The sequence below is a fragment of the Actinomadura sp. 6N118 genome (assembly GCF_044326415.1).
GTDB lineage: Bacteria > Actinomycetota > Actinomycetes > Streptosporangiales > Streptosporangiaceae > Spirillospora.
In genome coordinates this window covers 576,636-598,985 of sequence record NZ_JBIRAZ010000002.1, presented here as the reverse complement: position 1 = coordinate 598,985, position 22,350 = coordinate 576,636, and the positions used below count along the sequence as shown (strand labels likewise).

Here is a 22,350-nt window from a genome sequence, read left to right as displayed (position 1 = left end):
CGAGGCACGTCGCGGCCCCGCCGGGAAAAGCAGGGCCACGCCAGCCTGAGATCCCGGAAGATCCTCCTGGGCCCACGGTCGAGAAGGCCGCCACCCTAGACTCCATGGCAGACCCAGATGTCCTCGACCACTTCACCCCGCAGGGTTAGCCTCGCCCTCCCCGGGCGCAGCGTCGAGAGCCCAGAAGAACACGTCGGCGTCTTTGGGGTCGAGGCTGCGGGTGAGCAGGGCGCGAAGGCCCTCGTCGTGCAGACATTCCCAAAGCTCGGCCAGCCAGGCGCTATCGCATCTGGCGCCGGGCTGCTTCATCCGGAAGCGGATCATCAGGCTGATCGTGATGTTGGCGAGGGCGTCGGGCAGGCGGCCGAGCCCGGCGAAGGAATGGGCCATCAGGTTGAGGGTGTAAGCCATCTGGGCCCACCTGCCGAGCTCGTTGTCGATGGCCAGGGATTGGCGATACCAGTCAAGGGCGTGCTTCCAATCCTCCTGCTCTGCGGCGAGGATTCCCAGAGAGGCATATCCCACGGCCATGCCTATTCGGTCCCCGATCCGCTCCTTGGCAGCCAGGGAGCGGTGCAAGAGAGTGACGGCCTCCTTGAGATCGTTCTCCAGGTGGGCGATCTTGGCGAGCTCGTGGTAGCTGTTGGAGAGGTTGAGCTGGTGGTCGGACTCCTTGGCAATGCCGAGGGCCTTTCCGAGCAGTTCACGGGCCACGGACAGTTCCTCGCGTCGGACGGCCACGACGGCGAGCTGGTGGTACAGCTCGCCTGCGTCTGCATGTTTGCCTTTGCCGAGCTCCAGGTTCAGGTCCAGGGCCCGTTCGAACCACCTCTGTGCCTGGTCCAGATCGCCCTCGACGCGGAGGGCCAGGTCACCGAGCGCGCGGTAGCTCGGCGGGAGGGCGATGGGGTTGGACAGCAATTCGTAGATTCGCACCGCCTCCTGGAAGTGGCGCCGGGCGGTGTCGACCGCCCCGGCCTCCACGGCGACGACGGCCAACTGGTTGAGGGTCGCAGCTACCATGCCCTGGTCGTTGAGCGCCTTGGCGATGTTCAGAGCGTGCTCGTACTTCGCCATCGCCGTCGTGAGGTCCCCTCGGTAGAACGCGACATCGCCGAGGGAACCCAGCATTTGCGCGCGGCCCCGGCTTCCTTGGGGGAACCACGAGAGCGTCTCCTCCAAGAGCCGCTGCTCCCAGCTCCACGCACCCCACTGGTCCAGGTGCTGGCAGATGAGGTGGGTCGCCCCTGCGGCGGCCGTGATGTCACCGACCCTCCTGAAGTGGTGCCGCGCCTCCAGCAGGATCGCCACCTCTGCTTGCCCGTCACCGGCCGCCATCCTGAAGACCCAGCGCCAGTGCTCGGCCGCCGCCCGGTGCGCCGCCGCGATCCGCTCCGGGCCAATGATCTCGGCCAGCGTCCCGGCGGTCCATCGATGCACCATAAACGCTTCCGCAGAGGCCGCGCCTGAGGGAAAGGAGACCTGGGACAGCAGGCCCAGCCGGGTGAGGGTCGCTTGAGCCTGCTCTATTCCCAGCGGCTCCGTCACGGGCGGCGTGAAGAACTCGCAGACGTCGGACTTGGCTTGCGCGAGCTCGTCCTCCGGCAGCCCCAGATCCTCCAGGTCGGCATCGGGATCGCGTTGCCGTGCCTTCGCTATCAGGGTGTTGAGACGCTCGATCCGGTCGTCGAGTCCGGTGTCCTGGGTGGTCCGTGCCGGGGACGCGACCGCCCAGGCGAGCCCGATCCGGTCGACCGGCCGCCGGTACACCGAGGCCCCGGCCAGCAGATCCAGCTCGGTCTCGGTCAGCAGGCCGACTAGCTCGCGCAGAAGCGTGTCGTCGGCCGCGAGGGTGATGCTCTCCGCCAAGGCGGCGTCCAGGGTCGGACCGGCGGTGCGGAACCACGCTTCCGAAGCGGTAATGCTGCGGCTCTCGAGGAGATCCTCCAGGCGTTCCCGCACGTCGGCGAACTGGGCCTCACCCTCGCGCAGCACCGCGTCCAGGTATTCCAGGGCCCGCGGGTGCCCGCCCACGTCCATCCAGGCCCGTTCCTGATCGATGGCCAGCAGCGCGTCCAGCGCCGGTAGCCGCCACATGAGCTTGCGCGTCTCCGCCAGGCTCAGCGGCCCCAGATGGACGCTAGTAAGGCGCCGGTGGGCGCGGTGGGGCAGGCCGAAGGCGTACCGCGTGGTGATGAGCAGCCGGTGCTGTCCCGGGGTGCGGACCAGGGCAGTGAGGAGCTCGGCCAGTTCCTGGTCGCCGACTGTGGGCTCCGTGCCCTCGAGTCGCAGGTTGTCCTCGAAGTTGTCCAGCAACAGTGTCATCGGCACGTGGGCGAGGAGCCGGGAGAGCGTGCGCAGGCGCTGCTCCCATGAGTTCTTCGGGTCCCGTACGGTGAGCGCGACCTTCCGGACCGTCTCGTCATCGAAGTGGTGCAGTAGTGTCGCGGCGACCTCGTCGAGAAGGCGGTCTGTGCTGATCTCTCCGACAGCCGACACGACCACACCCGCATCCGTGCCGAGCCGGCGCAGCAACTCCGCGGCCAGGGTGCTCTTGCCGATGCCGCCGATGCCGTGGACGACGACCCCGGGTGTCGTACCGCGCATGATGCTCAGCAGCGTGCGGAGCTCGGCGCGGCGGCCCACGAACTCTCCCACCCGCCGCAGCGGGACTCCGTCGGCGAACTGGTGCTCGGCCGGAGAGGTGATCTCGTCGAACGGGGCGTCCGGGTCGTACAAGCGCAGCGAGGGGCCGCGCATGAACAACGCGGGTGTGGCCCATTCCACCAGTCCCGCCTCTGGGTGGTCATCGGAGAGGCGCCGCCGCGCATCCTCCAGGCGGCGCCGCGCATCGCAGAAGGCGGGCAACGCCTCGGGCACATCGCGGATCGTCAGCTCTCGATAGAGCATGTCGGCCAGTGCCGTCGCATAGCGGTCGGTGACGGCTGCGGTCATCGCCAGTACGGCCGGTGCTCCCGCGCGGGATAGTGCGAGGGCCGGACTGCCCAGCACCGTCACTTTGCCCGGTTGTGCCAAACGGGCCGTCGAGCAGCCGGAAAGGACCACCAGCGGGACGCCACGGCCCGCAGGCAGCGCCTCGCGAACGAAACGCTCCGTGGTGACGCGATCCGTGCGGCCTTGGTCGTCCTCGAGCAGGAGGACGTCCAGCTCAGCATGGCAGGAGATGTGCAGGACGTGGTAGCGCTCCTGCAGAAGCGCGTCACGGATCGCCTCCAGAGTGCCCTGGTTGAGGATGCGCACATAAGCTCTGCGGCGCGAGTCGGCGGGATGGCGTGCCGAGTCGACCGCGTCGAGGATCCGGGCGAGTTCATTCTCGAAGTCCAGCACTGGGCCGCCGCCAGGGTCCTCGGGGCTCGCGACCGCGACCAAAATGCGTAGCGGCCCCGGAATCGAGATGGATGACGTGAGGCTGCCGGTGGCCACCCGCCGGTAGAGTTGAACGCGCGGGTGCAGGGACAGCGGTTCGGCACCGGGCGCGGGGATCAGGGTTTCCCAGGGAAGGTAGGCGAGCTCGTCGGCGACCTCCAGGCCGAGCCGCAACGGGACATTGAGATGCTCCGCCCGGGCCAGTTCGGTGATCAGGGCGTCCCCCGCCGCCCCATCGAGATAGGCCCACCGGAGCGCTTCGCCGATCTCGGCGAGCACCGAGCCCACTCCTCGGCCGGACTGCTCGCTTCGCGTGATGTACTCGCCCCGACGGTGCACGTTGTCGAGGCGGTGACACAATCCGTCGAGCCGCGGATTGGCTCCACGGGGGCGGTGGGTCACCGGTTCGCAACTGTCGCCCTCGTCTTGGAGGACGGTCGCCTCAGGGGTGACGCGCAGGACGTAGCGGAGAGGGCCTTCGGGGCGTACGCCGGTGCCGGGACGCACGACCGGGCTGGGCAAGAGAGGAGGGGCCTCGCCACGGATGATCTGGACCAGCTTTTCTACGCGTTGGTCGTATTCGGGACCATCGATGCCCGACAGGTCGACGTGGAAGCGGTTGGCGGCGAACTCCGGGAGTTCGACGTCCGCAATCACGATCGGCACGAAGCCCTGCCACCCCTCGATGGCGCGCCGCATCAGCGCCGCGTACTCCTCACACACCCATGCGCTGGACAGCGCGGCCCGGCTGAATACGAGCAGACCCCAAGCCGTCTGCCGGATCGCGTCCTCGATCGTGTGGACGACCACGTCACCCGGGCGCAGCAGCACCTTGTCGAAGGCCACCGTCAAACCGGCGTCCACCAGCCGCTGGGCGAACCAGCACACCCACTCCGCGTCATCTGGGGCATAGGAGAGGTAGACGTCGTACTCGCTCATCGGCGCAGCACTTCGGCGAGCCGGGCGATGAGTTCTTCGTAGCGAGTGTTCTCGGGCGCAAGCCCGCGGAAGTCGCAGTGATAGCGAATCGCGGCGAACTCGGGGAGCGTGACGTCGTCTTCGATCAGGACGGGGACGAACCGCTGGCCCGTTCTCGCGGATCGTTCGATGAGCGTCACGTAGTCCTGCTGCGCCCAGCCGTCGGAGACCGAGGCGCGGCTGAACACCAGCAGGCCGTGTGCCGAGTCGCGGATCGCCTCCTCCAACTGGTGGACGCGCACGTCGCCGGGGCGGAGCACGACCTCGTCATAGGCGACTTTGACACCCTCCTGCTCCAGGCGCTCGGCGAACTCCTTCACCCAGGCGGCGTCCTCGGGCGCGTACGAGACGAACACGTCGTACGTGGGTGCGCCGTTGCGCCGTTGCGGAGGAGGCGGGAGCCGCTCAGGTGCCCGCCCCCGTAGTTTGCCGCGCACCTGCACGTATCCGAAGTACGCGGCGGCGATCCCAGCAATGCCGCTGACGACTGCGACGATCAGCTCCGCCGTGTCCATGGCGCATAGGTTACGGAGCGGCAGCCACGTTCGCGGGCTTCATTTGCAAGTGGTCTCGAGCCTTCCCCCACGGCCAGGTAGTTATGGTTTCAGGGGCTGTGCAAGGGGTTCGTTTCGCCGGTTTTGATGGTTGTGTTAGGTTGCCGGGCCGGTTTTGTGGAGGAGCCCGCTGCGGGCCCATCGTGAGAGTTGCCGATACATGGTGCCCAGGGTGATGTCGCCCAGGTGGAGAGCGTTGTCCCGGCGTTCCAGTGCCGGTCCGGGTCGGTTTTGAGCAGGGCCAGCACTTGCGCGCTGCGGCGTTTTGCTGCACTGGCGGGTCGGTCATCGCAAGAGATGGCTGGCTGGGACGGGCGGTGCGGGGGCTCGAGGACGGTGATATCAAGGCCGGTGGTAGCACAGCTGAATGCCGCCATGGATTTCCCTCGCCCTGATGTGCCGAAAGAGTGCCTATTGCGAGGACCACCAGGTCGAAGGTGTCGCGGCGATGAAGCCGAGGGACTCGTACAGTGGCCTGGCTAGCCGCGATGCCGTGAGCGTGACCGGCACGTCGACCAGGTGAGCCAGGGAGCCGAGCATCACCGCCCGCCCCACGCCACGGGAGCGGAAGGCCGCCGGGGTACCCACCCAGTAATGGCTGCCGAACCCGTTCACGACGACGGTGACACACGCCCCGGCGACCTCACCCTCAAGGCGCGCGACGAACACCTCCACACCCGGCTGCTCGAGCAGCGCCACGGGGAACATCTCACCTGCCCGGTAAGGCGCGAACCTTGCCAGCTCGAAACCCGCGATCACGGCCCGCTCAGCCGCGCGCAGGTCCTCCTCACCCCGCACTCGGATCACCTCCATCGCCGGTTCGGCAACAGGGCCAGGCAGGCGCAGCATCACCGGCATCTGCCAGCTGCGCATGCCCAGGTGGCTCAGATCGGTCGAGCTGAAGGGATCCTCGGCGTCCACTGGACCCGCGGCACGGCTCGCCAGTGCGGTGATCTCGGCCACCTCGTCGGCACCGAGGCCGGGCTCCTGAATCAGGACGCGCAGACCTGCGCGCTCGTCACCGGCGACGGCGAGGAAACCGCGACGGCGGATCACCTCGTGGCCGCGCGCCCGGCCGGTCGCGACCCAGAAAGCGGCGGAGTTGCGGGCCTGGAGCAGCGGCGCCTCAGCGAGGAGGGCGAGCTGGTCGGCGGTGTTCGTTCCGGCCGCCATGCTGATAACAGTTCCTTCTCGTCGTCGATGCGCTTGGAGCCTTCGCAGAGGGTCGTCCGGAACGTACCGTGCAGGACGGACACTGACGAAGCTTCGCAGTTCCTCGTGGGCCCGCGGGAGGACGGCGCGGGCCGATCCCACGCCCGCCCCCGTTTCTCCGTTCACGCCTGACGTGCACGCTTGACGTTCACTCCTGCTGGCGGCGGGCGTCGAGGATGGCCTCGAAGACCTGGGCGAGCTCGGCGGCGTCCTCCCCGGCGTGGTGGGTGTGCGGAAGGCCGTTGAGCTTCAGCTGCTGCTTGATGATGCTCTTGCGCGAGCTGACCCACTCGCAGCCGGTCATGCCCATCCAGTAGCTCCGCAGGTCGATGCCCGCGCCGGAGTTGCTGAACGGGCTCTTGCCCAGGAAGCGATGGAAATACCAGTGCACGAACATCCCGTCGAAGACGGCGGGCCCGGCGAGGAACACCGGGCGGCCTATCTTGCGCAGACCGTTGATCCAGCTCGCGGTGGCGGCCATCGCCTCTGCCGCCGGCGGCGCCTCGCGCAGCAGGCGGTCACGGTCCAGGCCCGAGACCGCGAGGGCCGCCGGCACGAAGTCGTCCGAGATGGGCCGGAGCTCGGTGTAGAACGTCAGGTCGGGCCGCCCGACGACCGCGATGCCCAGCGAGATCATGCTGTACGGGCCGGGAATGGGTCCGTCCGCCTCGACGTCCACCGCCAGGTAGAGCTCCGGGAGTTTCGACATGGCGGCAAAGTTAGGGCCGGCGGCCCTCGGTGATCAACGTATTTAGTCCACGTCGGCGCTGGAATGGCCGCCGGAGAGGCGGGGGTAGCCGGGGCCCCGGTCGAAGAAGGGTGCCGGTCCGCGGTCGGCGCGCAGGCGGGTCCGGAGTTCGGCAGTCGCGGCGGTGTCCACCTCGGGTTCGGCGCCGGTGAGGACGACGCCGTAGTCGTCACGGGCGCCGGTGAGGGTGACCTTGCCGTCGCGGACGTCGGCGGCGACGGCGGCCGGGTCTCGGTCGAACGGGTCGCCCCAGCCGCCGCCCCCGGTCGTGCGGATCCGGATGACCTGGCCCGCGCGGACCGGATGGCCGTCGACCAGGCCGTCCATCTCGGCGCCGTCGATGTCCACGCGGAACGGGCTGCCGGCGCGCCCCCCGTTGACGCCCCAGCACGACAGGATCGAGCGGTCCGCGATCGACATGTAGTGGGCGTCGCGGAGCATGCGGATGTGCTTGTCGTACCCGAGCCCGCCGCGGTGGAGCCCGGGCCCTCCGGAGTCGGTGGCGAGGCCGAGGCGTTCGACCAGGAACGGCCAGCGAGCCTCGGCGAACTCGGCCGGGATGTTGCGGGAGTCGGGCACGACGTGGATCGTGTCCTCCCCGTCGGCGTAGTAGCGGCCGCCGGAGCCGCCGCCGAGGACCTCGCGCATGAGGTACGGGCCGCGGTCGTCCTCGCCGTAGACACCGGTGTAGCGGATCGTCTCCTGGTCGGCGGGCATGCGGCCGCCGGTGGCCTTCGCGAGGACGCCGGACAGCACGCCGAGGAGACGGAGGATCACGAACGTGCGGGCGTTGGTGGGGGCGGGGAACACCGGCGTGAGCAGCGTGCCCTTCTCGGGGAACCGCATCTCGATGAGCGGGACGACGCCCTCGTTGACGTCCAGCTCGGCGGCGCGTTCGGGCGTGTCGGCCAGGTTGCGGAGGATCGGCGCGAGCCATTTCTTGAGGAAGACGCCGTCGGCGTAGTCACCCGCGTGGTTGATCGGCCCCTTGGCCTGCGGGGACGTGCCGGTGAAGTCGATGACCAGCGGAACGCGGGCGGTGTTGTCCACAGTGAGCGTGATGCGCTGGGTGTGCAGGCGGGGCGGGTCGACGCCGTCGTGTTCGGCGTAGTCCTCCCAGATGTACGTGCCGTCGGGGATCTTGGCGAGGAGCTCGCGGCGGAACGTCTCGGTGGTCTTGTCGATGACGGCGTCGAAGCACGCCTCGACGGCGGCCCGTCCGTAACGATCGAAGAGCTCGCCGAGGCGGCGCGCGCCCATCAGGCAGGCCGAGCACTCCGCGTCCAGGTCACCGGCGAGCGAGTCGGGCATGCGGGAGTTGCGGGTCATGATGCGCAGGGCCGCCTCGTTGGGCACGCCCTGGTCCCAGAGCTTGATCGGGGGGACCATCAGGCCCTCCTCGAAGGCGCTCCGCGCGTGGCTGGGCATCGATCCGGGCACCGCGCCGCCGATGTCGTCGTGGTGGCCGAACGCCTGGACGAACGCCACCACCTCGCCGCCATGGAAGACCGGGACCGTCACGCAGAGGTCGGGCAGGTGACCGATGCCGCCCTCGGAGAGGTAGACGTCGTTGTGGAAGAACACGTCGCCCGGCCGCATCGTGTCGAGCGGGAAGTCGCGCGCGATCGGCTGCACCAGGGCGGAGTAGGAGCGGCCCGTCAGCTTGCGCAGGCGGCGGTCGTGGATGCCCGCGCGGAAGTCGTGCGCGTCGCGGATCATGGGGGAACGGGCCGTCCGGGCGATCGCGGTCTCGACCTCGCGTTCCACAGAGGCGAGCGTGCCCTCGACGATCTCGAGCAGGATCGGGTCGATTCCACCGGTCATCGTGTCACCACCAGGTTGCCGTGGCCGTCCACGCGGGCCTGGAAGCCCGGGTGCAGCGGCAGTGTCGAGCCGAACTCCTCGATGACGGCGGGCCCCTCGACGACCGTCCCGGGTGCGAGCTGTGCCCGCTGGTAGATGGGTGCGTCCGTCCAGGCGTCGTAGAAGACCGGCCGCACGCCCGTCCGTTCGGCTTCCCCTCCCGGCGGGCGTTCACGCAGGACGGGGCGTGTGATCGGGCCGATGCCGGAGACGCGGAGGTTGACCCACTCCACGGGATGGCGTCCGGGGTCGTCGCGGTAGCAGTAGCCGTAGAGCCCTTCGTGGGCGTCGTGGAAGCGCCGCACGACCTCGTCCCGGAACGCGTCGTCGAACGGGCCGTCGGGGGCCGCCACGCGCACCTCGAACGCCTGGCCGTAGTAGCGCAGGTCCGCCGAACGCACGAAACGATGCCGGTCGCGCGGGAAGCCCTCCCGTTCCAGGGCGGTCGCCGCCTGGCGTTCGAGGTCCGCGTAGACGCCGGAGACGGCGGCGAGGTCAAGGGCGGTGTCACGTTCCACGCGCGTACGGACGTAGTCGTTCTTCACGTCCACCGTGAGCAGGCCGAACGCGGAGAGGTTGCCGGGGTTCTCCGGGATGACGGCGGCGGGCAGGCCGAGGATGTCGAGCAGGCGGCAGGCCAGCAGCGGTCCCGATCCGCCGAACGCCACGAGCGGGTAGTCGCGGACGTCCAGGCCGCGCTTGACGGTGATCTGCCGGATGGCGTTGGCCTGGTTCCAGGCGGAGATCTCCAGGATGCCGGTGGCGGCGCGTTCGAGCGTCAGCCCGAGCTTGGCGGCGAGCGCCTCGGCGCCGGCGCGCGCTGCCTCGACGTCCAGCGGGATCTCGCCGCCGAGGAGATGCGGCGGGATGCGGCCGAGGGCGGCGTGCGCGTCGGTCACCGTGACCTCCGTACCGCCGCGGCCGTAGCAGAGCGGCCCGGGGTCGGCGCCGGCGCTGCGCGGGCCGACCTTCATCGTGCCCTCCGGGGAGAGCCAGGCGACCGAGCCGCCGCCCGCGCCCACCGTGACGATGTCGATCATCGGGATCTTGACGGGATGGCGGCCGATCGTCCCCTCGGTGGTGAGCGTGGGCTCGCCGTCCAGCACGACCGCGACGTCCGTGGAGGTGCCGCCGCCGTCCAAGGTGATGACCGAGCCCCGTCCCGCGGCCTGGGTGACGAACGCGGCGCCGAGGGCGCCGGCGGCGGGGCCGGACAGGACGGTCGTGATCGGCTGGTGGATCACCTCCTCCCCCGACAGGACGCCGCCGTTGCTCTTCATCACATGCAGGCGCCCACCCGGCAGTCTCGAGGTGATCCGCTGGATGTAGCGGGTCATGGTGGGCTTGACGGCCGCGTCGACGAGCGTCGTCACGGACCGTTCGTACTCGCGGTACTCGCGCAGCACCTCACAGGACAGCGACACGATCGCCTCCGGATGCTCGCGGCGCAGCACCTCGCGCATGCGCAGCTCGTGCACCGGGTCGGCGTACGAGTGGAGGAAGCAGACGCCGATCGCCCGGATCCCGCGGTCACGGAACCAGCGCGCCGCCGCGACGGCCGACTCCTCGTCGAACGGGCGCAGCTCCGCCCCCGTGTGGTCGAGCCTGCCGCCGACCGTCCGGACGCGGTGGACGGGCACGATGCGGGACGGCTTCACCCAGAAGTAGGAGTTGCCGTAGCCGTCGGGCACGCTCTGCCGGGCGATCTCCAGCACGAACTCGAAGCCCTCGGTGGTGACGAAGCCGAGATCGTCGAGCCGGTCCTCCAGGAGCTGGTTGGTCGCGACGGTCGTGCCGTGCGCCAGCGCCGCGACGTCCGGACGGGACGCGCCGAGCAGGTCCAGCACCTTCTGGACGCCCGCCTCGAAGCCCTGGGCCGGGTCGCCCGGGGTCGAGGGGGTCTTGGTCGTGATCATCTCGCCGGTGTCCTCGTCCAGCGCCACGACGTCGGTGAACGTCCCGCCGGTATCGATGCCTATCCGCAGCCGCCGCGTCATGTCTCCCTCTCTACCGGTGCCGTGCCGCCCGCGACACCGTCGCTTCCTGCCCAACGGAGCGGCGTTTCTTTGGCGAGTCGGGCTGCGGCTACGCTGAACGGCATCCGAAAAGACCGCCGACCCACGATGGAGCCTGGCAATGGCGCTTGAACGGCCCGAGATCGATTTCCCCGAGGGCACCCCGCCCGACTACCTCGACATCACCGACATCACCGTCGGCGACGGTGCGGAGGCGACCACCGGCTCCACCGTATCCGTGCACTACGTCGGGGTCTCGTTCTCGACCGGCGAGGAGTTCGACGCCTCCTGGAACCGCGGCAGCACCTTCGAGTTCCCGCTCGGCGGCGGCCGCGTGATCAAGGGCTGGGACATGGGGGTCAAGGGCATGAAGGTCGGCGGCCGGCGCAAGCTGGTCATCCCGCCGCACCTGGCCTACGGCGACCGCAGCCCGAGCCCGCGCATCAAGCCGGGCGAGACGCTGATCTTCGTGGTCGACCTGGTCGGCGTGAGCTAGCAAGCGCCTGAACCAGCAGCGATAGGGCGGGCAAGCGGAGGTCAAATTCTCCTCCGCTTGCCCGCTTCCGCCGTTTCCAGGCCGGTCGCCATCGGTATCAGCCGAGAATGATCCACGCGCGGGGGCTGACGAAGCACTACGGGCCGAAGGTCGCGGTCGACCACGCCGACTTCACCGTGCTGCCGGGCCGCGTGACCGGCTTCCTGGGGCCCAACGGCGCCGGCAAGTCGACCACCATGCGGCTGATCCTCGGTCTCGACCGGGCCAACGAAGGCGACGTCACCGTCAACGGCAAGCACTACCGGGAGCTGGGTGCCCCGCTGTGCGAGGTCGGCGCGCTGCTGGAGGCCAAGGCCGTTCACGGGGGACGCAGCGCCTACAACCACCTCCTCTGCCTGGCCAAGAGCAACGGCATCCCCCGCCGCCGCGTGGACTACGTCCTCGGCCTGGTCGGCTTGGAGAACGTGGCGAAGAAGCCGTCGCGGGGCTTCTCACTCGGTATGGGGCAGCGGCTCGGCATCGCCGGGGCGCTGCTCGGTGATCCGGGTGTGCTCATGTTCGACGAGCCGGTGAACGGCCTCGACCCCGAGGGCATCCTGTGGATCCGCACCCTGATGAAGAAGCTGGCCGCAGAGGGACGCACGATCTTCGTCTCCAGTCATCTGATGTCGGAGATGGCGGTCACCGCCGACCATCTGGTGGTGATCGGCCGCGGCAGGATCCTCGCCGAGACAGGCATGGAGGAGTTCATCTCCACCAACGCCACCAGCCACGTCAAGGTCCGGTCGCCGCAGCTGAGCGAGCTCGGCTCGCTGCTGTCCCGCCACGGCTGGCGGGTCGAGATGGAAGGCGACCAGTCGCTGCGGGTGTACGGGGCGCACACCGCCGAGATCGGTGACACCGCCGCCGACCACGGGTTGCGCGTGCACGAGCTCAGCGCCGTCCAGCCGTCCCTGGAGGAGGCGTTCATGCGGCTGACGGGCGACGCCGTCGAATACCACGCGGGCATCCCCGGTAACGGGGTCGCGATCAACGGACGGCCGGAAGCCCCGGCACCCGCGGGAGCGCCAGAACGCAAGGACGAACAGGCAGCGAGCAACGGCGAACAGCGCGGAAGCGAACAGCGTGGAGGCCGGCCATGACCGCGGAGACGACCACGGCTCCGGCGCCCGCACGCCCGCCGCGCGCGAGGTTCGGCAACGTCGTCTCCGCCGAGTGGACCAAGATCCTCACGGTCCGGTCGACGTTCTGGACGCTGCTGGCCGCGATCATCGTCACGATCGGGCTGAGCCTCCTGCTGGCCTGGGCGTTCACATCCCAGTACCGGGAGATGAGCGCCGCGGACAGGGCCGAGTTCGACCCCGTGACCTACAGCCTGGCGGGCGTCGACTTCGGCATCGTCGCCTTCAGCGTGCTGGGCGTGCTGGTGATCACCGGTGAGTACGCCACCGGGATGATCCGCACGTCGCTGATCGCGATGCCCCGGCGCGTGGAGTTCCTGGCCGCCAAGGCGCTGGTGCTGGGCGTGGTCACGCTGATCGTGGGCCAGCTCGTGTCGTTCGCCTCGTTCCTGCTCTGCCAGCTGATCTACAAGTCCCAGAGGATCGACGCCTCGCTCGGCGACGACGGGGTGCTCCGCGGGGTGGTGGGCGGCGGGCTCTACCTCGCCCTCATCACGCTCCTGGCGCTGGGGATCGGCGCTCTGCTGCGGCACACCGCGGGCTCGCTCACCATGATCTTGGGCGTGCTGTTCGTCCTGCCGATCATCGCCCAGTTCCTGCCCGGCGGCTGGGGCGAGGCGGTGCGCAAGCTCCTGCCGTCCAACGCGGGCGAGGCCATCACGTCGGCCAAGCCCACCGAGGGCCTCCTGTCACCCTGGACGGGTTTCGCGATCTTGGCGCTCTACACGGCGGTCGTGCTGGTCGGCGCGGCCTTCCTCTTCCAGAAGCGCGACGCCTGAAGTCCAGCGGCGGGACTCTGCGCCACTCAGCGACGGGACCCAGCGGCGGGGCTCAGCGGCGGGCTCAGCGGCGGGAGCGGCGTGCCAGCGCGTGGCCGATCGCCACCCCCGCCAGTGCCACGGCACCGCCCACTCCGAAGGCGATGACCATGGGGGTCACCGAACGTTCCCCCTCGAAGAACGCCGCACCCGGGTAGAACTCGCCCGGCCCTGCCTTGAGGGCCCGCGCTCCCTGCGCCTCCGGGACGACCCCGGGGACCGCCGCCGCGACTGGGGCGTTCAGCGCCTTCTCGACGGCCGTGAAAAACTCTCCCGCCGTCCTCTTGGCCACACCCGCGAGCATCCGCTGGCCGACCCCGCCGACCATGCCGCCGACCACCGCGTCCGCGTCGTACTCGATCAGCGTGGAGCCCTCGCCGTCGCCCGCCCCCAGCCGCACCCGCACGGTGGCGTCGACGGTGCCGGGCGCGCCCTGCCCCTTGGCACGCAACACGAACGAACGCGGCGGATCGGGGTCGGTGAGCGCCACCTCACCGGTGTAGGTGCCCTTGATCGACGCCACCCCGGCCTGGACCGTCATCCGGTAGCGGTCGTCGCCGAGCGCCTCCAGCGACTCGCATCCCGGAATCGTCAGCGCCAGCACCGACGGGTCCTGCAGCGCGTCCCAGACGCGCGGAAGCGGAGCGGCGACAGTGGCACTGCCAGTGACTTTCATGTCACGACCTTACGGAACGGGCACCCCCTCGCGAAGGGCAACTTGTGCCTAGTACACGCAAGGTGTTAGTCAGATAGGACCCGTTCCGGCTGGACATGATCTGATAGATCGCGCGAACCTGATCGCGCTTTCGAGCGTCAACGATGTTGCGCCTGACGGAGTTTCCACGGGGGACAGGAGAAGAACGGCTGATGCTAGGGAAGATGCCCATGATCGCCACGTTGGTGGCGGGGGGGCTCGGCGTGGCGGCCGGAGGCTGGCCGGTGGTACGCGCCCCGGCGGGCGGCGACAACGGCCCGTCGGTGCGGACCCAACTGGCCGCCGCCCTCTCGGACCAGCAGTGGGCGACGCCCAAGCCTGGCTCGTGGACGATGCCGAAGGCCGCCCCGGACGGCCTCCCGCCGATCATCCGCAAGATCGAGACACAGGACAAGGTCGTCTTCCTCACGATCGACGACGGCTACGAATACGACGCCGAGTTCGTGAACCTGGTCCGCAAGGAGAAGGTGCCCATCCTCACCTTCCTGACCACCAACTACGTCAAGGGGCAAGGCCAGTACTTCTGGGCTTTGCGCAACGCAGGCTCCCAGATGGAAAACCACACGGTCACGCACCGCCCCATGGTGACCCTTTCGCCGGAGGTGCAGCGGAAGGAGATCTGCGACTCCTCCGACACCATCACGAAGCAGTACGGCCGCCGCCCGCAGATCTTCCGCCCGCCATACGGCAGCTTCAACCCGACCACCGTCCAGGCCGCCAAGCAGTGCGGCATCAAGTCGATCCTGATGTGGACCGCGGAGTTCTACAACGGCGCCAAGAGCCCCAACGGCAAGCGGGACGACTTCCAGCGCGGCGACGGCGGCACGGGCTTCAAGCCCGGCGACATCATCCTCATGCACTACCGCAAGGGACTCGCAGGTCAGTTCCAAATGATCCTCGGCTGGATCAAGGCCCAGGGCTTCCGGCCCGCCGCCGTCGAGAACTACCTGCCGAAATCCCTAGGCGGCAATGCCCCTGACAAGCTCACCCAGTAACGGCCCGACATATCGGGATGATTCACGGATGCCCGGCCCGCGCCCTGCCGCCGGGTCTAGTGTTCCATCGCTGACGGGGTTGAGGTCCCCCGCTCCCCGAGCAACCCCGTCAGCTCAAAATTCTCTGGCTCATTCGCTCACGGGCGCTCATGAGGTGGAAGAGCTCGGCCGGGGACAGGGGCATCTTCGCGATCGGGACAGCGGTGGCGTCCTCGATGGCGGAGGCGATCACGGCGGAGACGGGGATCACGCCCGCCTCGCCCGCGCCCTTGATGCCCAGGGGATTGAGCGGCGAGGGGGTCTCCAGGTGATCGGTCTCGACGCGCGGGATCTCGGTGGCGTACGGCATCAGGAAGTCCATGAACGAGGCGTTCAGCAACTGGCCGGACTCGTCGTACTCCATGCGCTCGTAAAGGGCTCCGCCAATGCCCTGCGCGACTCCCCCGTGGATCTGGCCCTCCACGATCATCGGGTTGATGAGCCGGCCGCAGTCGTGGACGACGGCGTAGCGGAGGATGTGGATCTCGGCGGTGTCGGGATCGATCTCGACGACGGCGGCGTGCATGCCCGCGGCGAAGGTGGAGCGGACGGGCGAGTAGTAGTCCTTGCCCTCCAGCCCGGGTTCGTCGCCGGGCGCGACCGGCGGGTCCTCGGGTGAGCCGCCCACGGCGAACTGGGTGGCGCGGGCCGCCTCCTCGTCGAAGGCGTAGCGCAACGGGTTGGAGAGGACCGCGACGGTACGCAGGGGAACGGCCGATCCGGGGTCGCCCTTCACGTGGACCACGCCGTCGGTGATGTCGAGGTCGCGGGGGTCGGCTTCGAGGGCCTCGGCGGCGATGCGGAGCGCCTTCTCGCGTACCTTCCGGCTCGCGAGCGCGATCGCGTTGCCGCTCATCACCGCGGCGCGGGAGGCGAACGTGCCGACGGCGTAGCCGAACCGGCGGGTGTCGCCGGTGGTGACGTGCACGTCCTCGATCGGCACGCCGAGCTCGCTGGCGGCGATCTGCGCGAAGACGGTCTGGTGCCCCTGGCCCTGGGAGGTCAGGCCGGTCGACACGTTCACCCGGCCGGTCGAGTCGATCTCGACGTGCCCGCCCTCGTACGGCCCGACGCCGGTGCCCTCGACGTAACAGCCGAGCCCGATGCCGATCCGGCGGCCCTTGGCCACGGCGGCGGCCCGGACGCCGGCGAACCCGTCCCAGCCGATGAGCTCCTTGATCTTGTGGAGCATCGCGGGATAGTCGCCCGAGTCGTAGATCAGCGGCCGCCCGTCCTGGAACGTCAGGCCCTGGTCGTAGGGGAACTCGTCCGGCCCGATGAAGTTGGCCGCGCGGACCTCGGTGCGGTCGAGACCGAGGTGGTCGGCGATCCGGTCCATCGTGCGTTCCATGCAGAAAACCCCCTGCGGGCGGCCCGCGCCGCGGTAGGGGGTGACGATGACGGTGTTGGTGTAGAGGCTGGTGACCTCCGCCCGGTAGGCCCCGATCTTGTACGGGCCGAGCAGCTGGGTGGAGGTGACGATCGGGATGATCACGCCGTACGGGGTGTACGCGCCGTGGTCGTGCAGGATCCGCACGTCGAGGCCGAGGACCCGGCCCGCGCCGTCGAAGCCGACCTTCACGTGCTGCACCTGGCCGCGTTCGTGCGCGGCCGAGATGAAGTGCTCGCGGCGGTCCTCGGTCCATTTGAGCTCCCGGCCGAGCAGCCGCGCCGCCCACGGGACGAGCACCTCCTCTGGCCACGGATGCACGATCTTGACGCCGAAGCCGCCGCCGACGTCGGGCGCGATCACCTCGACCTTGCCCGGCGGCAGCCCGAGCCTGGCCGCGATCGCCGCCCGCACGCTCGTGGACGCCTGGGTCGAGGAGTAGACGCGCAAGGACTCGTCGTCGGCGTCCCAGCGCGCGTAGACGCCGCGCCCCTCCAGCGGGGTCGAGGCGCTGCGCTCGATGTCGAGCCGGAACTCCAGCTCGTGCGGCGCGTTCTCGATGGCGGTGGCCACGTCCCCGGTCTCCTGCAAGAGCACCGCGCCCACGTTCCCCGGCACGTCGTCGTGCACGAGATGCTCGGCGCGCGCCGCGTTCTCGATGCCGACCACGGGCGGCAGCGGGTCGTAGTCCACCCGGATCCGTTCGGCCGCGTCCTCGGCCAGGTAGCGGTCCCGGGCGACGACCATCACCACGGGCTCCCCGACGTGCCGTACGACGTCGCGTGCGAGCGGGTAGGCGGTCCGGCCGTGGGTCAGCGACGGATGCGGGATGAGCAGGGGCAGCGGCTCGCCGATCCGGCCGGGGAGGTCCTCCCACGTGTAGATCGCGACCAGCCCGTCGATGTCGAGCGCGTCCCCGACGTCGATGCCGGCGATGCGGGCGTGTGCGTGCGGCGACCGGACGAAGGCCGCCGCGAGGGCGTCCTGCCCCAGGTCGTCGAGGTAGCGGCCCTGGCCGGTGAGGAGCCTCGGGTCCTCCCGCCGCGCGATCGGCTCGCCGAACATGCGCGTGCTCATCACGCCTCCTCATCGAGCAGGTCGGCGGCGCGGTGCACCGATTTGAGGATGTTCTGATAGCCCGTGCAGCGGCACAGGTTGCCGGATATCCCTTCGAGCACCTCGTCGTCGGTGGGGCGCGGGTTCTCCTTCAGCAATGCCATCACTGTGCACAGGAAGCCCGGCGTGCAGAAGCCGCACTGCAGCCCATGGCACTCCTGGAACGCCCGCTGCACCGGCGACATCGTTCCGTCCGGAGCCGCAAGCCCTTCCACGGTCACGATGTCGTGTCCCGCGGCGGTGACGGCGAACATCAGGCACGACCGCACCGGCTCCCCGTCCATCAGCACGGTGCAGCAACCGCACACGCCGTGCTCGCAGCCGACGTGCGTACCCGTCAGACCCAGGTCATGCCGGAGGAAGTCCGACAGCAGCCGCCGGGCGGGCACCAGCGCCGTGCGAAGCACCCCGTTCACTGTCAGCGCGACCTCGTGCGTCATCGAACCCCCTCGTGCGCGGCGGCGGTGGCGGCGTGCAGGGCCCGTTCGGTCAGTACCCCGACCAGGTGACGCCGGTAGGCCGCGTCGGCGTGGATGTCGCTTTCGGGATCGACCCGTTCCCGGGCGAACGCGGCGGCCCCGGACCAGTCGAGCGCCCCCGGCGGGCGGCCGGCCTGCGCCGCCGCTGCGGGCTCGGCCAGGTCAAGGACGAGCGGGACCACGTCGACGCCCAGGTAACCGGCACGGGCGCCGCTCACCCGCAGGTCCTCGTCGAGCATGACGAGCGCCGCCACCCCGGCGAGCGCGTAGTCGCCGTGCCTGCGGGCCGTCTCCAGGAACGCGCTGCCCGTACGAGGCGGAGCCGCCGGGAAGAACGCGGCGATCGCGACCTCGTCGGGATCGAGCGCCGACTCCAGCGGCCCCTGGAAGAACTCCCCGGCCGCGATCGTCCGCCTCCCCCGTACGGAGGCCGCTTCGACCTCCCCGTCCAGCAACGCCAGCACGGCGGGCAGCTCCGCGGCGGGGTCCGCATGGGCGAGGCTGCCGACGACCGTGCCGCGGTTACGGATGACGGGATGGGCGACGTGCCGGATGGCCTCGCGCAGCAGCGGCTGCACCCGCGCCGCGTCCGCCGCCCGCTCGACCGCCGTGTGCCGGGCGAGCGCTCCTACCAGCACGCCCCGCTCGGACACCTCGATCGTGTCCAGAGCTGCGATGCGGTTGATGTCCACCAGGTGCGGCGGGGCGGCGAGCCGCATGTTGAGCAGCGGGATCAGGCTCTGGCCCCCCGCGAGCACCTTCGCGCCGGCCGCCTCGGCCAGTGCGCCGAGGGCTTCGTCGAGGGTACGAGGAGCGTGGTACTCGAAAGAGGACGGTTTCACTCGGCTCCTACTCCGTTGTAGGCGGGCGGACGGGTCCGCCTATCTCCTTCTCCTCCGGGGCGATCACACCTGCGCCGGTGTCGGGCCCGCGCCGGGTCCCGGCGATCGCGTTGAGGGCGTGGTAGCCGACGAGCACGGCGATGGTGCCGAGGGCGATGCCCTGGAGCGGGAAGTCGTCGGTGATGGTGAGGGTGACGTTGCCGATGGCGAGGATGATCCCGGCGGCGACCGGGACCAGGTTGACCGGATCGGCGAAGTCGACCCGGTTCTCGATCCAGATCTTCGCACCGAGCAGGCCGATCATCCCGTACAGGACGACGGTGATGCCGCCGAGCACGCCGCCGGGGGTCGCCGCGACCAGCGCGCCGAACTTCGGGCACAGGCCGAAGAGGATCGCCACGACCGCAGCGATGTAGTAAGCGGCCGTCGAGTAGATCCGGGTGGCCGCCATGACGCCGATGTTCTCGGCGTAGGTGGTGGTGGGCGAGCCGCCGACCGACGACGCGAGGGCGGTGCCGACGCCGTCCGCCGCGATGGCGCGGCCGAGCACCGGGTCGAGATCGTCACCGGTCATCGCGGCGACCGCCTTCACATGGCCGGTGTTCTCGGCGATGAGCGCGATGACGGCCGGCAGGGCGAGCAGGATCGCCGAGGTCTTGAAGTCGGGCCCGTGCAGATCCGGGAACCCGAACCAGTCCGCCGCCTTGACGCTGTCGAAGCTCACCCGGTCATGCGGGAAGGCGGTGGCGACGCAGTACGTGCCCTCCTGCGGGCATGCCTTCCCGGCGGCGTCGCGGAAGTTCTGCCCGGGCAGAACCGAGGTGATCTGACCCGCGGTCTTGTCCAGGATCCAGGAGAGCGCGAAGCCGAAGACCAGGGCGAGCAGGATGGCGATGCGGGCCCAGAAGCCGCGCAGCAGCACGGCGCACAGGACCGCGAAGGTGAGCGTCAGCAGCGCGACCCACTCGTCCTGCGGCCAGTAGACGTCGGCGACCACCGGCGCGAGGTTGAAGCCGATGAGCATGACCACGGCACCCGTGACCACCGGCGGGAACACCGCGTGGATGACCGCCGGGCCGAGGAAGTGGATCAGGAGCCCGACGGCCGCGAGGACCGCGCCCGCGATCAGGATCGCGCCGGTGACCTCCGCGCTGCTGCCGCCCGCGGCCCGGATGGCCGCGACGGCGCCGACGAACGAGGCGCTGGTGCCGAGGTAGCTGGGCACCCGGCCGCCGACGATCAGCAGGAAGAGGATCGTGGCGACGCCGGACATCATGATGGCCAGGTTGGGATCCAGGCCCATCACGATCGGGAAGACGAAGGTCGCCCCGAACATCGCCACCACGTGCTGGGCGCCGATCCCGGCGGTCCGCGGCCAGGACAGCCGCTCGTCCGGACGCACCACCTCGCCGGGCGGCGGGGTCTTCCCGTCGCCGTGCATCTTCCAGCCGATGGCCATGCCGCCCTCCTCACGCGCCCCATGGCCCCCGGTGGTGGCCCTCTTCACCGGCCATGGAGCGTTCCGGTGAAGAGGATGCCCCAACCAGGTCTGTTTCAAATCACGACTGTGTTAAATCGTGAAGATCCCTCAGATCCCCCGCATGCGCAGGACGTGCAGCGCAAGCGTGAGGTTGAGCCGGAGGTGCGCGTCCTCGGTGAAGGGGCCGAGCATCCGTTCCAGCTTGCCGATGCGGTAGCGCAGGGTGTTGTAGTGGAAGTGCAGGCGGCGCGCCGTCTCGGCCACGTTGAGGTTGGTCTCCAGCAGCACCTGCAGGGTCCGGCGCAGGTCGACCAGTTCCGCCTCGTCGTCGCCCGCGAGCTCGCCGAGGGTCTCCCGGACGAACGCGTGCAGCTCCTCAGGGTCGGAGACGAGGCTCAGCAGCCGGTAGACGCCGAGCTGGTCGAAGTGCGCGCGGGCGCCCGAGCCGTGCAGCTGGCGTCCTACCCGGACGGCCTTGACCGCCTGCTCGTACGCCTCGGGCAGCGCGGCCGGCGAGCCGACCGTGCGGCTGATGCCGGTGGAGAACGTGCGGCGGACCGACAGGTGCTCGGCGAAAAGCGCGCTCGCCTCCTTGAGCATGGTGTGGACCGGTCCCGTGGAGAGCGCGTCGTCCGCGTCGGCGCCCACCACCGCGACGACCTCGTGGGCGAAACTGGCCACCGCCGCGCCCCGGTCGTGCCGGCGGACGACCGCGGTCCAGGCGGCGGCGAGCCGCTCCTGGGCGAGCCGTTCGTCGGCGCCGCGGCCGCGGGCCGCCGGGGCCTCGGCCTCCGCCGGGCGGGCGGCGGCGCGGCCCTCGGCGTCGCCCGGCCGGGTACGCCCGTCCAGCTCGGCCACCACCACCATGACCGGGCGGTCGAGGTCCCAGCCGAACCCCGCGCAGTGCGCCACCACCCGGTCGTCGTCGCCCGCACGCCCGGCCAGGATGTCGCGCAGGAAGTCGGCGCGGTACTTGCTCTCGACTGCGGCGACGGCCTGCTGCTTGGTCACCACCAGCGCGGCGACCGTGGCGGCGCGTTCGAGAATGCCGAGGTCGGTCTCGCGCAGCGTGCCGTCGGGGCTGTACGCCAGGATCCGGCCGTGGTCGAAGCCCCCGGCCACCACCGGCACCATCAGGTGGTCCCCACCGGACAGGGCGGGGTTGCCGCCCTGCGGGGGCACACCGTGGGTGGACACCGCGTTGAAGGCCCTCATGGCCTGGATGTGCTCTTCGGGCCCGGCACCCGCGAGCACGCGCTGCTCGGCGTCCAGCACGACGACCGCGACGTCCAGCAGCGACGCGACCTCGTTGACGACCTCCTGCAGGCCGCCGCCGCACAACACGATCTGCACCAGCGCCCGGTGGACCTCCTCGGTGCGGGCCAGCACGGCGGCCTGCCGGTTGAGGATGTCGGTCAACACCTGGTTAAGGATGTCGTCGAAGCCCACGTCGTTGGGTAGGAGGATCAGCGGGAAGCCGCGCCGGTCGGCCTGCTCGATCATCTCGGGCGGCAACGACTCCAGATAGCGGCCGAGTTTGATCGCGAGCGCGGCCAGGCCGCGTTCGTCCAGATCGGCAACCAGGTTGTCGAGCGACTGGGGGGTGTTGCGGAGCGGATAGCCGGTGGTCAGCAGCAGCTCGTTGGGCTTGACCCACGACAGGATGTCGGGGACCTCCATCACGTTCAGCCGCTGCACGATGCGATTGAGCCCTGCGCGTCCCGCGATGAGCCGAGCCCCGTTCAGGGTCGACACCCCCAGGACTTCGCCGACCGACAGACCGTACGTCAGTGTTCCGGTACTCGCGAGCCTCAGAGCCGGTGGGCCCGGGTCCGCCGTGGTGTAACTCATGCCAGGGGTCACCTCGCCTTTTGGTGCGTACATCGCCCGATATGGCGTGATCGCTACCGCTTTCCGATCAACCCTGACAACAAACACGAAGGATGACAACCAGTCTTGGCAGCTTTCTCCATACGTCGGGTGACAAACGCCGGTCTACCGTCTCGGCAGAGGCCGGGCGGCCGCACCCATTTTCTGGATCA

At 69.9% G+C, this 22,350-nt stretch carries 16 protein-coding genes; 4 read left to right on the top strand and 12 right to left on the bottom strand.

Annotated elements, in window-relative coordinates:
• Positions 1-132: 132 nt before the first annotated feature.
• From ACH34W_RS06615 to ACH34W_RS06590, 6 genes are all read right to left on the bottom strand, one after another.
• Complete coding sequence (locus tag ACH34W_RS06615) at positions 133-4,326, bottom strand: tetratricopeptide repeat protein (RefSeq protein WP_395959799.1); 4,194 nt, start codon at positions 4,324-4,326, stop codon at positions 133-135.
• Positions 4,323-4,880 carry a toll/interleukin-1 receptor domain-containing protein gene (locus ACH34W_RS06610; protein ID WP_395959798.1) on the bottom strand — a complete coding sequence of 186 codons (558 nt, stop codon included), beginning with the start codon at positions 4,878-4,880 and terminating at the stop codon, positions 4,323-4,325. The genes ACH34W_RS06615 and ACH34W_RS06610 overlap by 4 nt, the downstream gene beginning before the upstream one ends.
• A gap of 450 nt (positions 4,881-5,330) precedes the next feature.
• Positions 5,331-6,092: a GNAT family N-acetyltransferase gene (locus tag ACH34W_RS06605; protein ID WP_395959797.1), complete on the bottom strand. Its 762-nt coding sequence runs from the start codon at positions 6,090-6,092 to the stop codon at positions 5,331-5,333.
• A gap of 187 nt (positions 6,093-6,279) precedes the next feature.
• A complete protein-coding gene (locus ACH34W_RS06600; RefSeq protein WP_395959796.1) occupies positions 6,280-6,840 on the bottom strand; it encodes an exonuclease in 561 nt (186 codons plus the stop codon).
• A 42-nt stretch (positions 6,841-6,882) separates the two neighbouring features.
• Entirely contained in the window at positions 6,883-8,703 is a 1,821-nt protein-coding gene (locus ACH34W_RS06595) for a hydantoinase B/oxoprolinase family protein (RefSeq protein ID WP_395959795.1), read from the bottom strand.
• Positions 8,700-10,739 carry a hydantoinase/oxoprolinase family protein gene (locus ACH34W_RS06590; protein WP_395959794.1) on the bottom strand — a complete coding sequence of 680 codons (2,040 nt, stop codon included), beginning with the start codon at positions 10,737-10,739 and terminating at the stop codon, positions 8,700-8,702. Before ACH34W_RS06590 ends, ACH34W_RS06595 begins: the two co-directional genes overlap by 4 nt.
• Before the next feature lie 139 nt (positions 10,740-10,878).
• Between ACH34W_RS06590 and ACH34W_RS06585 the strand changes: the two genes are divergently transcribed.
• From ACH34W_RS06585 to ACH34W_RS06575, 3 genes are all read left to right on the top strand, one after another.
• Positions 10,879-11,253: an FKBP-type peptidyl-prolyl cis-trans isomerase gene (locus ACH34W_RS06585; RefSeq protein WP_395959793.1), complete on the top strand. Its 375-nt coding sequence runs from the start codon at positions 10,879-10,881 to the stop codon at positions 11,251-11,253.
• 107 nt (positions 11,254-11,360) lie between these two features.
• Complete coding sequence (locus ACH34W_RS06580) at positions 11,361-12,395, top strand: ABC transporter ATP-binding protein (RefSeq protein ID WP_395959792.1); 1,035 nt, start codon at positions 11,361-11,363, stop codon at positions 12,393-12,395.
• Positions 12,392-13,213 carry an ABC transporter permease subunit gene (locus ACH34W_RS06575; protein WP_395959791.1) on the top strand — a complete coding sequence of 274 codons (822 nt, stop codon included), beginning with the start codon at positions 12,392-12,394 and terminating at the stop codon, positions 13,211-13,213. Before ACH34W_RS06580 ends, ACH34W_RS06575 begins: the two co-directional genes overlap by 4 nt.
• 64 nt (positions 13,214-13,277) lie before the next feature.
• Here ACH34W_RS06575 and ACH34W_RS06570 read toward each other — a convergent pair whose 3' ends face one another.
• The gene (locus ACH34W_RS06570) at positions 13,278-13,928 is read right to left on the bottom strand and encodes a carbon monoxide dehydrogenase subunit G (protein ID WP_395959790.1); all 651 of its coding nucleotides are present in this window, start codon (positions 13,926-13,928) and stop codon (positions 13,278-13,280) included.
• A gap of 209 nt (positions 13,929-14,137) precedes the next feature.
• Between ACH34W_RS06570 and ACH34W_RS06565 the strand changes: the two genes are divergently transcribed.
• Positions 14,138-14,962: a polysaccharide deacetylase family protein gene (locus ACH34W_RS06565; protein WP_395959789.1), complete on the top strand. Its 825-nt coding sequence runs from the start codon at positions 14,138-14,140 to the stop codon at positions 14,960-14,962.
• 109 nt (positions 14,963-15,071) lie between these two features.
• Here the strand turns inward: ACH34W_RS06565 and cutA are convergent, their stop codons facing one another.
• The 5 genes from cutA to ACH34W_RS06540 all read right to left on the bottom strand — a co-directional run bounded on the left by cutA (position 15,072) and on the right by ACH34W_RS06540 (position 22,159).
• A complete protein-coding gene (cutA, locus tag ACH34W_RS06560; RefSeq protein WP_395959788.1) occupies positions 15,072-17,468 on the bottom strand; it encodes an aerobic carbon-monoxide dehydrogenase large subunit in 2,397 nt (798 codons plus the stop codon).
• Complete coding sequence (locus ACH34W_RS06555) at positions 17,468-17,947, bottom strand: (2Fe-2S)-binding protein (RefSeq protein ID WP_395959787.1); 480 nt, start codon at positions 17,945-17,947, stop codon at positions 17,468-17,470. The genes cutA and ACH34W_RS06555 overlap by 1 nt, the downstream gene beginning before the upstream one ends.
• Positions 17,944-18,828 carry an FAD binding domain-containing protein gene (locus ACH34W_RS06550; RefSeq protein ID WP_395959786.1) on the bottom strand — a complete coding sequence of 295 codons (885 nt, stop codon included), beginning with the start codon at positions 18,826-18,828 and terminating at the stop codon, positions 17,944-17,946. The genes ACH34W_RS06555 and ACH34W_RS06550 overlap by 4 nt, the downstream gene beginning before the upstream one ends.
• Before the next feature lie 7 nt (positions 18,829-18,835).
• Positions 18,836-20,287: a uracil-xanthine permease family protein gene (locus tag ACH34W_RS06545; RefSeq protein WP_395959785.1), complete on the bottom strand. Its 1,452-nt coding sequence runs from the start codon at positions 20,285-20,287 to the stop codon at positions 18,836-18,838.
• A gap of 129 nt (positions 20,288-20,416) precedes the next feature.
• A complete protein-coding gene (locus tag ACH34W_RS06540; RefSeq protein WP_395959784.1) occupies positions 20,417-22,159 on the bottom strand; it encodes a PucR family transcriptional regulator in 1,743 nt (580 codons plus the stop codon).
• Between the last annotated feature and the right edge of the window lie 191 nt (positions 22,160-22,350).

Coding starts and splice junctions, on each gene's coding strand:
- ACH34W_RS06590 (WP_395959794.1), bottom strand. CDS start 10,739: ATGACGCGGCGGCTGCGGATAGGCATCGATACCGGCGGGACGTTCACC.
- ACH34W_RS06545 (WP_395959785.1), bottom strand. CDS start 20,287: ATGGCCATCGGCTGGAAGATGCACGGCGACGGGAAGACCCCGCCGCCC.
- ACH34W_RS06565 (WP_395959789.1), top strand. CDS start 14,138: ATGATCGCCACGTTGGTGGCGGGGGGGCTCGGCGTGGCGGCCGGAGGC.
- ACH34W_RS06555 (WP_395959787.1), bottom strand. CDS start 17,947: ATGACGCACGAGGTCGCGCTGACAGTGAACGGGGTGCTTCGCACGGCG.
- ACH34W_RS06540 (WP_395959784.1), bottom strand. CDS start 22,159: ATGAGTTACACCACGGCGGACCCGGGCCCACCGGCTCTGAGGCTCGCG.
- ACH34W_RS06595 (WP_395959795.1), bottom strand. CDS start 8,703: ATGACCGGTGGAATCGACCCGATCCTGCTCGAGATCGTCGAGGGCACG.
- ACH34W_RS06610 (WP_395959798.1), bottom strand. CDS start 4,880: ATGGACACGGCGGAGCTGATCGTCGCAGTCGTCAGCGGCATTGCTGGG.
- cutA (WP_395959788.1), bottom strand. CDS start 17,468: ATGAGCACGCGCATGTTCGGCGAGCCGATCGCGCGGCGGGAGGACCCG.
- ACH34W_RS06575 (WP_395959791.1), top strand. CDS start 12,392: ATGACCGCGGAGACGACCACGGCTCCGGCGCCCGCACGCCCGCCGCGC.
- ACH34W_RS06615 (WP_395959799.1), bottom strand. CDS start 4,326: ATGAGCGAGTACGACGTCTACCTCTCCTATGCCCCAGATGACGCGGAG.
- ACH34W_RS06570 (WP_395959790.1), bottom strand. CDS start 13,928: ATGAAAGTCACTGGCAGTGCCACTGTCGCCGCTCCGCTTCCGCGCGTC.
- ACH34W_RS06600 (WP_395959796.1), bottom strand. CDS start 6,840: ATGTCGAAACTCCCGGAGCTCTACCTGGCGGTGGACGTCGAGGCGGAC.
- ACH34W_RS06585 (WP_395959793.1), top strand. CDS start 10,879: ATGGCGCTTGAACGGCCCGAGATCGATTTCCCCGAGGGCACCCCGCCC.
- ACH34W_RS06605 (WP_395959797.1), bottom strand. CDS start 6,092: ATGGCGGCCGGAACGAACACCGCCGACCAGCTCGCCCTCCTCGCTGAG.
- ACH34W_RS06580 (WP_395959792.1), top strand. CDS start 11,361: ATGATCCACGCGCGGGGGCTGACGAAGCACTACGGGCCGAAGGTCGCG.